We start from the raw sequence: 13,644 nt of genomic DNA on the forward strand, positions 1-13,644 counted from the left end.
GTTAAATCACCTCCAATTCCGCATGCAACGCGCCGGCGCTCTTGAGCGTGCGCAGGATGGAAATCAGGTCGCGCGGCGTGGCGCCGATGGAGTTGAGCCCGTCCACCATTTCCTGCAGCGTGGCGCCTTCCATGATGACCAGACGGCGGTTGTCTTCCTTGATGCCGATGTTGCTTTCCGGCGTGACCACAGTCTGCCCCTGACTGAAGGGACCGGGCTGGGATACATTGGGATTTTCCTGGATGACGATCTGCAGGTTGCCGTGGGCCACGGCCACCTTGGTCAGCCGCACATCCCGGCCCACCACCACGGTGCCGGTCTTTTCATCCACCACCACCTTGGCCTTGGAATCCGGGGAGATCTCGATGTTCTCCAGGCTGGCCATCAGCGGCACCAGATTGCCCACGGCCGTGGGCGGCAGGTTCAGCTGGATGGTGGAGATGTCCTTGGGCCGGGCGAACTGCCCGCCCAGGGCCCGGTTGATCTGCTCCACAGCGTGCTGGGTGGTGGTGAAGTCGGCCACGTTCATGTGAATGGCCAGCTCTTCCTGATCGTTATAATTGAAGGGCACGGCCCGCTCCACCATGGCCCCGCCAGGGATGCGCCCCACGGTCACCACGTTTTTGGTGGCTGAGGCAGCCGCGGCCTCCACATTGAAACCGCCCAGGGCCAGGGCCCCTTGCGCCAGGGCGTATACGTTGCCGTCCACCCCTTTCATGGGCGTCATCAGCAGGACGCCGCCCAGGAGGCTGGACGAGTCGCCCAGGGACGAAACCGTGACATCCAGCGCGGTGCCCGGTTTGGCCGAGACGGGCATCTTGGTGGTGACCATGACCGCCGCCACGTTCTTGGGCTTGAGGCTCTTTTTGTCCACGGCCACGCCGAGCTGCTCCAGCATGTTGACCAGGGACTGAATGGTGAACTCGCTCTTGTTCGTATCCCCGGTGCCGGAAAGACCCACCACGAGCCCGTAGCCCACCAGGTCGTTGTGACGCACACCGCCGAAGGTGGCGATGTCTTTCAGGCGGACGGCATGGGCCGGCTCCGCAAACAGGATGGCGGACAGGACGGCCACTGCAACGGCGGCCAGAACGGCCGCCGCACCGGGCCGGGCGCATGAGGCAAACAGGTGGGACAATTTCATGACGATGCTCCTTCCTTGAATTCCAACGCAGCGAAGACCATGCCAGCAGGAGCGCCTAGAACGGCCAGGTGTTGTCCAGCAGCCGCGTCAGCCAGCCTGACTTCTGTTTGTCCGCCAGCACGCCCTTGCCGTAGTATTCGATTTTGGCATCGGCAATGTGGGTGGAGTACACGGAGTTGTCCGAGCCGATGTCGCGTGGCCGCACCAGGCCCCGCACCACCATGATCTGCGTTTCTTCGTTGATGCGCACTTCCCGCGCGCCTTCGATCTGCATCAACCCGCCAGGAAGGATCTTGACCACCCGGGCAGCCACGGTGGCGCTGACGTCGGCGTTGCGCTCCGTGGAACCGTCAGCCTTGAGTTCACTGGCGTCGGCATACTTGAGCAAGGGCGAGGTGCCCGTATCGCCGCTCAGCTTCAAGGGGTCAAAGCCCAGCAGCTTGCCCACACCCACGGTGGTGGCCCCGAAGGCGTTCTCCACGGACATATCCTTGGAGCTGTCCTTGCTGCTGTCCGTCTTGGCCTCCAGCTTGGAGGTGGAGCTTTCGGTGATGTTCACCAAGACGATGTCGCCAATGCGGCGGGCGCGGTTGTCGGAAAAGAGATACTGCGCATCGCCAGGGTTGAAGAGGGAGCCGGGGTTGCCGGCAGTCTGGGGGTCCATGTCCTCGGCCGGCGGCGGGGTGAGCGTCGGCATGGATTCCACCTGATTCTTGGAGGTAACGCAGCCCGTGGCCATGAGGCCCATGAGCATGAGGAAGGCGAGGCGGCGGTTCATGTCGCGCTCCTTATTGGACGGTGACCGTCCGGGCGTCCTGCACGGTGGCGTAGACGTCGCGGTTGCTTTGGGTATTTTTGACGAGGATGCGCTGGCCCACGGCGCCATCAGCCAGGGCTGTGGCCGGCACTCGCAGGGTCACATGCGCACCCCGGAAAATCATCTCCACCGACGCACCCTTGACGATGGCCGGCAGGGCTTCCACATCCATGCGGGTCAGGGGCTGCCCCTGGCCCACGCTGCGGGCCAGCCGCCAGGGACCATTGCCCTGCTCGGCGTCCGGGTTCCAGAGATCATTCTTGGCATAGGCCGCGTTCTTGCGGGCCGTGGTCAGCATGTCCGGGACAATGGGCTCGCCCTTGGAAAGCGGACGGGCAGCCACCACCATCTCCTGCCAGGCATCCATGAACACGCTGCCCGTGTAGCTGCGCAGGGTCCGGCCATCGAAGGTCAGTTCCGAAATGCGGAATCCGATGCGACCCGGCTGACAACTCTCCTGCACGGGCTCAATTTGCAGCCGGTGGGAGGTATCTTCCACAAAGATGAATTCAGGGCCCTTGACCTCGCGGAATTCCGCATCTGCCCCTGCGGCGGCGCAGAACTCTGTCAGTCTTTTGACGACCTCATCCTTGAGCCCGTCCTGGTCCAGAACATAACCGCCGCGCTGCAACACCAGCCGCTTGTTCACCAGCACCATGGAGGCGGCCTCGCCCAGATACTGGGCCACGGCCTGTTTGATGGCCTCCGCCTGCACGAACATGGGCTTGCCTGCTTCCGGCGGAGCCTGGAACAGCGGTGTGGCCGCAAGACGACGCCACAAGGCCTGATCCACCATGCCGATGGGTTTGCCGATGTCGCCCAGGGTCACCACGTCCGACGAGACCGCGGCAGCGTCCTTGATGACCACGCGCCAGGTCTCCCCGCCCGGTGGCGGCGACGCGCCCACGGCACACACGGCCGTGGCGAGAATGAGGATGAGGAAGCACAAACGCATGGGGCCCTCCGTTTACCGCTTGAGGTTGGTGGCGGTCTGGAGCATGGAATCCGAGGTTTGGATGGACTTGGAGTTCACTTCGTACGCACGCTGGCCAACGATCATGTTGACCATTTCATCCACAATCTCCACGTTGCTCATTTCCAGAAAGCCCTGGGAGATGGTGCCCACATTGTTTTCGCCGGGGGTGCCTTCCACGGCGTCGCCCGAGGCTTCTGTTTCCGTGTACAGGTTGCGGCCCAGGGCCTTGAGGCCGGCGGGGTTGGCGAAGGTGTACAGGGGGATATTGGCCGTGGCGAGCTCATCGCCGTTCTTGTCCAGGGCGGAGATGGTACCGTCCTGGGTCACGACCACATTCACGGTTTCCGCAGGCACGGTGAATTCCGGCTGCAGCACATAGCCGTTGGCCGTGACCACGGTGCCTTCGTTGTCCAGCTTGAAGGCGCCGGCGCGGGTGTAGGCATCCTCGCCATTGACATCCACGAGGAAGAACCCATCGCCTTCGATGGCCAGATCCAGGGCGTTCTCGGTGTTCTGATAGTCGCCCTGGGAGAAGATCTTGTGCACCGTGGTGGGGCGCACGCCCATGCCCACCTGGATGCCGGTGGGTATGCGGTTGCCGGCTTCGGTTTCCGTGCCGGCGATCTTCTGATCCTGGTAGAGCAGGTCTTCGAATTCGGCGCGGCTCTTTTTGAAGCCTGTGGTGTTCACGTTGGCAAGGTTGTTGGAGATGACGTCAATGTTGAGCTGCTGGGCGATCATGCCCGTGGCGGACGTCCAAAGGGAACGCATCATGGCGTGTTTCCTCCTGGGAAAGCGTGTGGGCCAGTTTGACCAATCAAATCAGTTACGTGGTGGACTTGCCCACTTTGGTGATGTTCTTGGTGCAGGTTTCGTTGGAGGTGGTCAGCACTTTGGCATAGGCCTCGAAGGCGCGCTGGGTTTCAATCATGTTGACCATGTCTTCGACGATGTTGACGTTGGCCATTTCCAGAAACCCCTGCACCACCACGGAATCTTCGGAAGGCTGTTCAACCACGCCGCCCGCGCCGTCCTGCTTGGGCCGGAAGAGGTTGCGGCCGTATTTTTCGAGGGACCCGCCGGGGTCGTTCACGTCCACCACCTGCAGCTGTCCCACGAGGTCGCCGTCGGCGTAGACCATGCCCTGTTCGTTGATGTCCACGCGGGTGTTGGGCGGAATGACGATGGCCCCGCCATCGCCCTGGACTTCATAGCCATCGGAATTGACCAGCGTGCCGTCGGCGGTGGTATGGAAGTTGCCATTACGGGTATAGAGCAGGCCTTCCTCGCTCTGCACCTTGAAGAAGCCGGTTCCCTGGATGGCCACATCCAGGGGGTTGTCGCTATTTTTCAGGGAGCCCTGGGAAAAGTCTGTCCGCACGCCGGCAATGCGCACCTTGGAAAGGTTCGTGGCCCTGGGGAAGAGCTCTTTCTCGCGGACGCTCAGCACAGGCTGGCGGATTTCATCGTGGGCGTAGGACACGAACACGTCTTCAAAAGCCAGCCGCTCGGGCTTGTAGCCGGTGGTGTTGGCGTTCGCCAAATTGTTGGCGATGATGTTCATGCGATTCTCGCATGTCAACGCGCCAAACAAACCGGAAATCATGTCATCGCGCATGGTTGTGTCTCCTTTTCGTCTGTGGGACGCAGGAGAGATTGCACAGCCCGTGCCAGCGCGAAAAGTCGGATATTTCTGTAATTATCTATCTGCTATTATTGCCTTAAAAAGAAAACGGCCGCCGTCAAGCTGACGGCGGCCGTACCGGGTTGCGAATAAACGCGCGGGCAACTGGCGGCTATGGCAGGCCCCACGCCGCACGCACACGGGCATAGGCGGCTTCCGGAAACTGGGCCAGCACGGGGCGGGCTTCGGGGAGGAGCCAGGCCAGCAGCGACTGGATGGCCTGGGTTTCCATGGCCGTGCAGCCTGCGGTGGGTTGTCCTGGGCCGCGAGCGATATGCAGAAAGATGCAGGAGCCTGCACCCGGGTCCACGGGGCTCTGATTGTGGGCCGCGAACAGTCCGAAGCGATACAACCCGTCTGGCCGAAGCATGTCCTCGGCACTTTGCCAGTCCTTGCCCTCCAGGGTACGGGGCTGGATGGTGTTGTAGTGCCGGGAGGCGATGTCATCCACGCAGACAAAGTCGGCGGTGGGCGTCAGCAGCGGCATGGCCGTGCCTGTGGCGGAGGCATCTTCCAGATCGGCAGGATCGGCGGCAAAAGCGCCGGGCAGGGCAAAGAGGCCTGTTGGGGCGCGGCCATCACCTTCCTGTTTGACCGGCTCGCCCAATCGTCCCGCCTCTGCAAGCAGTGCTGCAGGGTGCAGCCCCCTGCCCCACCCCAGCCCGTTACGGCCGAGGCTCACGGGAATGGCCGCCCCCACGGCCTGCCAGGCGGCAGCGTCCTGCGCCCGGGTGTACCGCTGCAGCGTGCCGGTGGTGCTGTTCCAGTCCGCTGCCCGCACCAGCAGCAGTTGCCGGACGCCCTGCAGGGGGGAGTGAGCGGCAGCAAATCCCGCAGACGCGCCTGCAAGTCCCGAAAACGCGACAGCCAGGACCGACACCAGCACCATGCCGCAGGCACTACCGATCAATTTCATGACACGCCTCCCGCCTGCGCATTCAGCGCGTGGCGATATTGTGTTTTTTGAGCAGGGCATAGAACCGCGACTGCGAAAGGCCGGAAAGGCGGATGGCCTCCTTCATGTTCCCGCCGCACACAGTCATCAGATATTTCAGATACCGCTGTTCGATGCGGCTCCAGGCGTCGTCCCGGAAGTGTTGCATGGAGGGCATGTCCGCCATGGTGAAGCCGGCGGTTTCCACATCCAGGGCCGGCTCCTCGCACACGGTGGGGGCCACGCGGGTGCGGGCCACCTTGGCCCGCAGTGCCGCCGGCAGATGCTGGGCCAGCAGATAGGAATCCAGCAGGGCCGCAGCCAGGGCGTGCTCCAGGGTGTGGATCAGTTCCCGGACATTGCCAGGCCAGGGATAGGCTTCCAGGGTCTCGAAAAAATCCGCACAAGCGCCCTTCTGGGGGGAATCATTGCGGGCGCAGATGCGTTCGATGAAGTGGTTGGCCAGGGGGCGGATGTCCTGCACACGGTCGCGCAGGGGTGGCAGGTGGATGGAAATGGACTGGATGCGATAAAGCAGATCGTTGCGGAAGGTTCTTTCCCCGACCATCTTTTCCAGATCCCGGTTGGTGGCTGCCACCAGGCGAAAATCCACGGGCCGTTCTTCCCGGCCGCCAATGGAGCGCACGGTGCGTTCCTGCAGCACGCGGAGGAAGACCTTCTGCAGGGAAAGGGGCATCTCGCCAATTTCATCCAGAAACAAGGTGCCGCCATCAGCCTGGAGCACCAGGCCCAGCTGGTCGCGCTCGGCTCCGGTGAAGGCGCCCTTTTTGTGGCCAAAGAGGATGGATTCCACCAGCGTTTCCGGCAGGGCGGCGCAATCCACAATCACAAAGGGCCCGTCCGCCCGGGGGCTGTTTTCGTGAATGGCCCGGGCAAAGAGTTCCTTGCCGGTGCCGGTTTCTCCGGTAATGAGCACATTGGAATTGCTCTGGGCGCCGCTGGCCACCAGATCCAGGGCCCGCATGAGGGGCGGACTATCGCCCACGATGTGCTCACGCCGCAACACCTTCACGGCCCCGGTCACCCGGCAGAGCTTGCGCTTGCGGTGAAAATCCAGGGCGCGGGTCAGAGTGAGGGTGATTTGCTGGATGGAATGGGTCTTTTCGATGTAGTCCCAGGCCCCGGCCCCAATGGCCAGCTCCGCGCCGTCCGGGTCGCCCTTGCCGGTGATGATGATCACTTCCGGACTGTTGGGCAGGGAAGTCAGCTCGGGCAGGAGGGTCAGGCCATTGCCGTCTGGCAGGCGCACATCCAGAAACACGATGTCAAAGGGCCGGCTCTGCGCCATGTGCAGCCCTTTGGCCATGGTTTCCGCGCACTCCGCCTCGCAGCCGATGCGGCGCACGGCCCGGCTGAGGGCGTGGCACATGGTGGCATCGTCATCAATAATCAGCACGCTGCCGCCGGCGGCAGGCTGGGGCAGGCCCTGCTCACTCATGCGGGATAGCCTCGAAGGAGCTGGCGGGGGCATGCGGGGTGCCGGGGAGATGATCCCCGGTGGCCGCCCTGCCCGGCTCGCGTTCCAGCAGACTGCGGATGGCCCTGCAGATTTCCCCGGTGTCGAACGGCTTGCGGAAGAAGAGGAACCCGGCGGAATTGGCCAGGGCCTTGGGGATGCGGTGCTGCAGAATGCGGCCATCGAAGCCACTGCACAGGATCACGGGCAGGTTGGGCCGCACGGCGCGCATTTCGTTGACCATTTCCGTCCCGGTCAACTCGGGCATGAGCTGGTCGGTAAACACCAGGTCGAACCGCTGGGGATTTTCCTTGAACAGTGTCAGCGCCTCCTTGCTGCGGCTGCGGCTTTCCACCACATACCCCAGCCGGCGGAAGAGTTTGGAGACCGAGCCCAGCAGATCCAAATCGTCATCCACCACCAGAATGGACTCCGTGCCTCCCGGCAAATCCTGCAGATTCTCCGGTGCCTCCAGCTCTTCCATATGATGCTCGCAGGGAATGAGCACGCTGAAGGATGCGCCCTTGCCGGGCACGCTCTTCACGTCGATGCCGCCGCCGTACATTTTGACGATACTCTTGGTCATGGACAGACCCAGGCCGGTGCCGCCGCTCTTCTTGCGGGTGGTGTAGAACGGCTCGAAAATGCGTTTGAGTACCACGGGCTTCATGCCGATGCCTGTATCCGAGACCACCAGCCGGGCGTACAGATCGGGCTTGAGGGCCTGGCGGCGGGCGGTTTCCTCGTCCAGTTCCACGGTGTCCAGCTCCACGCTAAGCACCCCGTTTTTGACGAAGCGCATGGCCTGTTCGGCGTTGGTGCACAGGTTCATGAGAATCTGGAGGAGCTGGTCCGTGTCCGCCATCACGCGGACATGTTCCACCTTGATGGATTCGCGGACCTGGATGGTGGCCGGCATGATGCTGCGCACCAGGTGCATGCACTCTTTGACCACGCGGCCCATGTCCACGGACTGGCGGGGCGTGTCCGCCTGATTGCTGAATTCCTTGATCCGCTTGACCAGACTCTTGCCGCGCTTGGCAGCCTTGAGCACGTGCAGCAGATCCTCATACACCGGCGAGTTTTTGTCCGTATCAAAGAGCGCCAGCTCCGTGCAGGAGGAAATGGCCCCGATGACGTTGCCGAAGTCGTGCGCAATGCCGCCGGCAAAGATGCCGATGGCCTCCATCTTTTGCGCATGTCTGAGCTCGCGTTCCATCTGCCGCCAGGGTTTGAGGATGGAGTTGATCATCACCAGACTGACCGGGATGACAAAGCAGACCAGGATCACAGCCACCCCGCTGCCCACGGTGAAGATGGCCCGGCGGTGGATGGTTTGAAAACTGTTGGAGATGTGGTCCAGTTCCTGTTCCACGTCATCCAGATAAATGCCTGTGCCAATCCAGTATTCCGTACCCGGAATAAGCTGGGCGTACACCAGCTTGGACGAAGGCGCCGCCTCGCCTGGCTTGAAGAAACGGTATGTCGAGAAGCCGCCGCCGGCAAGGGACTTTTCCGTCAGCTGGGCAATATAACGCGTGCCTTCCGGATCGGCCACGCCCAGGCGGTACTGGCCCTGGAACTCCGGATGGAACGGATGGACGATGTTCACGCCCTGGGTGTTGTAAATAAAGTAATAGCCGGAATCCTCATAATGGATACGCGGGATGATGCGTCGGAGCGCGGCCTCCATCTCCGGCTCCTTGCCGCCCTGCTCACGGATGGCTTTGAGCGTCTCCCCCAGGCTCATGGTCAGCGACTGGACGGAAACCTGCAACCTGTGCCTGTAATGCTTGAGCATTTCCCCATGGGCCGCACCCAGGGATTCGTCATGCGCCTTGTTCAGATAATAGCTGTACACCACGCTGATGCCCGTGGCGAAGAGAATGAGAAAGAGCAGCAGCAAGGCAATGCGGCTGACTACCTCATGATCACGGTGACAGGAAAACAGGGCCTTGAGCATTTGCCGCCAGCTTGTCGGTGTCGCGAGTTGTTCGCTCATGCAGAAACGGCAGCAAAATCGAAGCCATCTTGCACAAGCGGCCCATACTGCATGGAATTCGCAATTTTGACGCCACCATCCGCCACGCGCTGCACATCGTTCCTTTCCTCACGAGCGCAGATTTCTTCTTTTACAGGAAAACGGACCTGCCCGACAAGAAAGTCTTGTCCCGTCAAGCAGGAAAAAAATCCTTGCCTGCAATGATTCCTGCTTGTTATGCACATCGCTTCCGCTGGCATGGCATCTGCTCTTCAGGGACGTATGCGAGCCAGGGGGCTTTTGACACTCTTCTCGTTGCGATCGCTGCGGGGCCTTCGCCACGGGTCACAAGGATAGGACTGATTGCATGTCGAACAAAATCCTCCTCAAAGAGTCGTTGATCAAAGACCAGACCAGCCGACTCGTCATTCACGCCCCGGAGATCGCCGCCAAGGCCAAGCCGGGCAACTTCGTCATCCTGCGGGTGGATGAACGCGGGGAACGAGTCCCCCTGACCATCGCAGACGCCGACCCTTCCGCCGGGACCATCACCATCGTCTATCTCGTCCTCGGCAAAACCACAGCCATGCTCGAAGCCCTTCACCAGGGCGACACCATCCTGGACCTCTGTGGCCCGCTTGGCAAGGCCACGCATATTGAAAAGGAAGACACCGTCATCTGCGTGGGCGGCGGCACGGGCATTGCGGCCATGCACCACATTGCCAAGGGCCATCATCAGGCCGGCAACAAGGTGGTGGCCATCATCGGCGCCCGCAGCAAGGACCTGCTGCTCTTCGAAAAAGAACTCAAGCAGTTTGCCGATGAAGTCCTCGTCTCCACCGACGACGGCAGCTATGGCCACAAAGGCCTGGTGACGGAGCTTCTGGTCGATCGCCTCCGGCACGACAAGAGCGTGCGCGAGGTGGTGGCCGTGGGCCCGGTGCCCATGATGGCTGCCGTCTCTCGCGCCACGGAGCCTTTTGGCGTCAAGACCACGGTATCGCTCAACTCCATCATGCTGGACGGCATCGGCATGTGCGGTGCCTGCCGCGTGACCGTGGGCGGCAAGACCAAATTCGCCTGCGTGGACGGTCCCGAGTTCGACGGGCATCAGGTGGACTTTGCCGAACTCGGCATGCGCCTCAGGGCCTTCAAGCCCATGGAGAGCACCTCCATGGAGGCGTACCACGAGTGCCGTTGCAAGGCTGCCGAAGGCAAGCCGGCCAAGAAAAAGAAGGAACTCGCCCCTCGCGTGCCCATGCCGCATCAGGCTCCGGCGGAGCGGGTCAAGAACTTTAATGAAGTGGCCTTGGGCTACACCACCCAGCTGGCCATGGAAGAGGCCCGGCGCTGCCTGCAGTGCAAAAAACCCGGATGCGTGGAAGGCTGCCCCGTGGAGGTGCCCATCCCGCAGTTCATTGCCCACCTGGCCGAGGGACGCATCGAGGAAGCATACAAGACCATCAAGACCACCAACAGCCTGCCAGCCATCTGTGGCCGGGTCTGCCCCCAGGAAGTGCAATGCGAAGGCAAGTGCATCCTGCTTAAAAAGGGCCAGCCCATCGCCATCGGCCGGTTGGAACGCTTTGTGGCCGACGAATACCTGCATCGCGATGCCTGCGACCTGCTCTCCGACGAGGCCAAGGAAACCTGCCCGATGATCGACCCCGACAAGAAGGTCGCCTGCATCGGGTCCGGTCCTTCCTCCCTCACCGTGGCTGGCTATCTGGCCTCGCGCGGGTGCAAGGTCACGGTGTTCGAGGCCCTGCATGAGCTGGGCGGGGTGCTGGTGTACGGCATTCCGGAATTCCGGCTGCCCAAGAACAAAATCGTGCACAAGGAAATCCATGCCCTGCGGCAGCTGCAGGTGGATTTCAAGCTCAATGCCGTGGCCGGCAAGACCTTTACCATCCAGGATTTGTTCGACCAGGGATACAAGGCCGTGTTTATCGGCGTGGGCGCCGGGCTGCCGCGGTTCCTGAACATTCCTGGCGAAAACGCCATCGGCGTCTTCTCGGCCAACGAATACCTGACCCGCGTGAACCTGGGCCGGGCTTACGACTTCCCGAACTATGACACGCCCATCATCTGCGGCAAGCACGTCACCGTGTATGGCGGTGGCAACGTGGCCATGGACGCCGCGCGCACGGCCCTGCGCCTGGGTGCGGAAAGCGTGCGCATCGTCTACCGCCGCACCGTGGAGGCCATGCCCGCCCGGCATGAGGAAATCGAACATGCCATTGAAGAAGGCGTGATCATGGAGTGCCTGGCCGCGCCACTGGAATTCACCTGCAACGAGCATGGCCACCTCCAGAGCGTGAAGCTCCAGCGCATGGAACTTGGCGAACCGGACGACTCCGGCCGCCGCTCGCCCCGGCCCATTGAAGGCGCCTTCTACGAGCTGCCGACGGATCTGGCCATCATCGCCGTGGGCACCCGGTCCAACCCGGTCATGCTCGACAATGAGCCAAACCTGGCCACCAACAAGTGGGGGTACATCCAGGTGGATGAATCCACTTGTGAAACAAGCATCCCCAACGTCTTTGCCGGTGGGGACATCGTCACCGGCGCGGCCACGGTCATCCTTGCGGCCGGGGCGGGACGCACGGCAGCCAAGGAAATGGCCAGCCGGCTGGGCGTTGCCTGATGCGCATTGTATGACGAACGCTTCCTGGGGCATGTCCCCTGATGGACATTGCCTGAGGCTCGTCACCTGATTCGGACGGTCGATGCCCCTGCGTACCCCGGGGCATCGGCCACTCCCCAAAAAAGCCAACGGCCAGCCGTGCTGGCCAGAGGCGGACGGTCCCGGCACTCTCTCCCTTGGCCCCGCTGGGACCGTCCACTTACCAAGTCTCGAACGCACAGCGTTGCTTTGGCAAGGCCCCTGCCTTGGCAACACCCCTGAACCGCCGGGAGCGTGGACCAACCGCCGCGCTTCCGGCGTGCTTTTTCGGGTGTGCGTTCGTGCGGTCTTATATACAAGACGGGGATGCGGGCGCAAGCCCCGCATCCCCGACATGACGGAGGAAAACAAGACGTAACTACAGCTACTTGAATGGCCAGATCAGCGGAATGATCGTCACGCACATAATGAAGCTGATCACCTGCAGGGGCCAGCCGGCCTTGAAGTAATCCATGAACCTGTAGTTGCCCGGCCCCAGCACGATGGTGTTGGGCGGGGTGGCGATGGGCGTGAGGAAGCAGGCCGAGGCGCTCATGGCAATGCCCATGAGCAATGGCAGGGGCGACACCCCACCCTGGGTGGCAATGGGCACGGCCAGGGGCGCCATGAGGGCCGCCGTGGCCGTGTTGGACATGAAGTTGGTGACGATGGCTGTGAGCGCGCAGACCACGGCCATGAGCATGTACGGGTCGCTGACCTGGGAGACCACGGCCGTGGCGATGAGCTTGGCCGCGCCGCTCTTGTCCAGCGCCGTGGAGAGCGCCAGGGTGCCGGCAAAGAGGAAGATGGTGGTCCAGTCAATAGACTTGAAGGCTTCCTTCATGGTCATACAGCCGGTGATGACCATCAGACACGCGCCCAGCATGGCCGCGGTGACCAGGTCGATGAATTCCGAGGCCATCACCGCCACCACAAAGGCGAAAATGCCCAGGCAAATCCACATCTTGTTTTCGCGCTTGACCTTGGGCACCTGCACTTCCAGGCGTTCGTCGTCTTCCAGCTTGCCGCAGTCCGTGTTCGGCAAAAACTTTTTGCCGATGAGGGCAAAATACAGAATGCCGACAATGGTCAGGGGCACACCGAACAGCGCGAATTCAAAAAAGCCAAAGGGCTTGAAGCCGCCGTCGCCCATCTTGCTGAGCACGGAGTTCACCAGCCCGTTGGGCGGCGTGCCCACCAGGGTGATGCACCCGCCAAGCCCAGCGGCAAAGGCCACGGGCATGAGAATCTTGCTGGCCCGTATGCCAGCCGAGGCGCACATGCCCATGATCATGGGGATGGCCACCACGGTGGTGCCGGTGTTGGACAGAAAGGCCGACAAGCCGGCGATGGCAATCATGGAGAAGAGCAGCAGCTTCACTTCACTGCCGCCGGAGAGCTTGACCGTGAGCTGGCCGACCTTGTCCGCAAAGCCGGTGACGAAGGTGGCCTCGCCCACCACGAACATGGCCATGAAGATGACCACCCATTCGTTGCCAAAGTTGGCAAAGGCGGCCTTGGCCGGGATGATGTTGAAAAGACTCAGGGCTACCGGCACGAGCATGGCCGTGATCGGCAGCGGGACCAGTTCCGTAAAGAAGAGAACGCCGGCAACCGCAAGGATTGCCAAAGTGATGTACGCGTGGCTGGCTGGTGGCGGAGGGGGAGCTTCAGCAGCAAAGCAGATACCTGCAGTCACAAGCAGCGCGAACACAACGAAACCCAGCAAGGTAAGATACCTTTTCATAAATCCTCACTCCTATGGGAGCATGTGGATGCCACGAATCGCAATGCGCACGAACATTCCGCTTCACAAATAAGATCCGCCAGCCCCAATCTGCGATGGGCAAGCGGAACCGAGGCTGAGCCCTCCTGGGCGCTCTCTTTTTGGGTTGTACGCCGGTGCTCGTCCGAGCAGGCCGGCGCGAATCTGAACTGCTCGCTCCCTGCCCCGCGCCGCGCGTGG

Annotated in this window: 11 protein-coding genes and 1 pseudogene; 2 read left to right on the plus strand and 10 right to left on the minus strand. The window is 62.1% G+C overall.

The annotated features are described in order from the left end of the window. Position 1 precedes the first annotated feature (1 nt). From ACYQ00_RS03380 to ACYQ00_RS03420, 9 genes are all read right to left on the minus strand, one after another. Positions 2–1,144 (minus strand): flagellar basal body P-ring protein FlgI, encoded by a 1,143-nt coding sequence (locus ACYQ00_RS03380; RefSeq protein WP_460030770.1) that lies wholly within the window; start codon positions 1,142–1,144, stop codon positions 2–4. A 55-nt stretch (positions 1,145–1,199) separates the two neighbouring features. Then, positions 1,200–1,922: a flagellar basal body L-ring protein FlgH gene (locus tag ACYQ00_RS03385; RefSeq protein ID WP_460030771.1), complete on the minus strand. Its 723-nt coding sequence runs from the start codon at positions 1,920–1,922 to the stop codon at positions 1,200–1,202. A 10-nt stretch (positions 1,923–1,932) separates the two neighbouring features. After that, complete coding sequence (flgA, locus tag ACYQ00_RS03390) at positions 1,933–2,916, minus strand: flagellar basal body P-ring formation chaperone FlgA (protein ID WP_460030772.1); 984 nt, start codon at positions 2,914–2,916, stop codon at positions 1,933–1,935. Positions 2,917–2,928: 12 nt separating this feature from the next. Then, positions 2,929–3,711 (minus strand): flagellar basal-body rod protein FlgG, encoded by a 783-nt coding sequence (gene flgG, locus ACYQ00_RS03395; RefSeq protein WP_460030773.1) that lies wholly within the window; start codon positions 3,709–3,711, stop codon positions 2,929–2,931. A 52-nt stretch (positions 3,712–3,763) separates the two neighbouring features. Next, positions 3,764–4,555, minus strand: coding sequence for a flagellar basal-body rod protein FlgF (gene flgF / locus ACYQ00_RS03400; RefSeq protein ID WP_460030774.1), 792 nt, complete (start codon positions 4,553–4,555; stop codon positions 3,764–3,766). Positions 4,556–4,733: 178 nt separating this feature from the next. After that, positions 4,734–5,537 (minus strand): L,D-transpeptidase family protein, encoded by an 804-nt coding sequence (locus ACYQ00_RS03405; RefSeq protein WP_460030775.1) that lies wholly within the window; start codon positions 5,535–5,537, stop codon positions 4,734–4,736. Positions 5,538–5,559: 22 nt separating this feature from the next. Then, positions 5,560–7,014: a sigma-54-dependent transcriptional regulator gene (locus ACYQ00_RS03410; protein ID WP_460030776.1), complete on the minus strand. Its 1,455-nt coding sequence runs from the start codon at positions 7,012–7,014 to the stop codon at positions 5,560–5,562. Continuing rightward, positions 7,007–9,034 (minus strand): cache domain-containing protein, encoded by a 2,028-nt coding sequence (locus ACYQ00_RS03415; RefSeq protein WP_460030777.1) that lies wholly within the window; start codon positions 9,032–9,034, stop codon positions 7,007–7,009. The genes ACYQ00_RS03410 and ACYQ00_RS03415 overlap by 8 nt, the downstream gene beginning before the upstream one ends. Then, a complete protein-coding gene (locus ACYQ00_RS03420) occupies positions 9,031–9,273 on the minus strand; it encodes a hypothetical protein (protein WP_460030778.1) in 243 nt (80 codons plus the stop codon). The genes ACYQ00_RS03415 and ACYQ00_RS03420 overlap by 4 nt, the downstream gene beginning before the upstream one ends. A 107-nt stretch (positions 9,274–9,380) precedes the next feature. Between ACYQ00_RS03420 and ACYQ00_RS03425 the strand changes: the two are divergent. Beyond that, positions 9,381–10,226: pseudogene (locus ACYQ00_RS03425) on the plus strand (sulfide/dihydroorotate dehydrogenase-like FAD/NAD-binding protein); the annotation flags it as partial. A gap of 45 nt (positions 10,227–10,271) precedes the next feature. Further along, entirely contained in the window at positions 10,272–11,660 is a 1,389-nt protein-coding gene (gene gltA, locus ACYQ00_RS03430) for an NADPH-dependent glutamate synthase (RefSeq protein WP_460031317.1), read from the plus strand. A gap of 403 nt (positions 11,661–12,063) precedes the next feature. Here gltA and ACYQ00_RS03435 read toward each other — a convergent pair whose 3' ends face one another. Next, complete coding sequence (locus ACYQ00_RS03435) at positions 12,064–13,425, minus strand: SLC13 family permease (protein WP_460030779.1); 1,362 nt, start codon at positions 13,423–13,425, stop codon at positions 12,064–12,066. Positions 13,426–13,644: the final 219 nt, after the last annotated feature.

This window comes from Megalodesulfovibrio paquesii, assembly GCF_054653055.1.

Bases quoted from the DNA above. Each gene is read 5' to 3' on its own strand.
- ACYQ00_RS03380 (WP_460030770.1), bottom strand. From the start codon at position 1,144: ATGAAATTGTCCCACCTGTTTGCCTCATGCGCCCGGCCCGGTGCGGCG.
- ACYQ00_RS03385 (WP_460030771.1), bottom strand. From the start codon at position 1,922: ATGAACCGCCGCCTCGCCTTCCTCATGCTCATGGGCCTCATGGCCACG.
- flgA (WP_460030772.1), bottom strand. From the start codon at position 2,916: ATGCGTTTGTGCTTCCTCATCCTCATTCTCGCCACGGCCGTGTGTGCC.
- flgG (WP_460030773.1), bottom strand. From the start codon at position 3,711: ATGATGCGTTCCCTTTGGACGTCCGCCACGGGCATGATCGCCCAGCAG.
- flgF (WP_460030774.1), bottom strand. From the start codon at position 4,555: ATGCGCGATGACATGATTTCCGGTTTGTTTGGCGCGTTGACATGCGAG.
- ACYQ00_RS03405 (WP_460030775.1), bottom strand. From the start codon at position 5,537: ATGAAATTGATCGGTAGTGCCTGCGGCATGGTGCTGGTGTCGGTCCTG.
- ACYQ00_RS03410 (WP_460030776.1), bottom strand. From the start codon at position 7,014: ATGAGTGAGCAGGGCCTGCCCCAGCCTGCCGCCGGCGGCAGCGTGCTG.
- ACYQ00_RS03415 (WP_460030777.1), bottom strand. From the start codon at position 9,034: ATGAGCGAACAACTCGCGACACCGACAAGCTGGCGGCAAATGCTCAAG.
- ACYQ00_RS03420 (WP_460030778.1), bottom strand. From the start codon at position 9,273: ATGCCAGCGGAAGCGATGTGCATAACAAGCAGGAATCATTGCAGGCAA.
- gltA (WP_460031317.1), top strand. From the start codon at position 10,272: ATGCCGCATCAGGCTCCGGCGGAGCGGGTCAAGAACTTTAATGAAGTG.
- ACYQ00_RS03435 (WP_460030779.1), bottom strand. From the start codon at position 13,425: ATGAAAAGGTATCTTACCTTGCTGGGTTTCGTTGTGTTCGCGCTGCTT.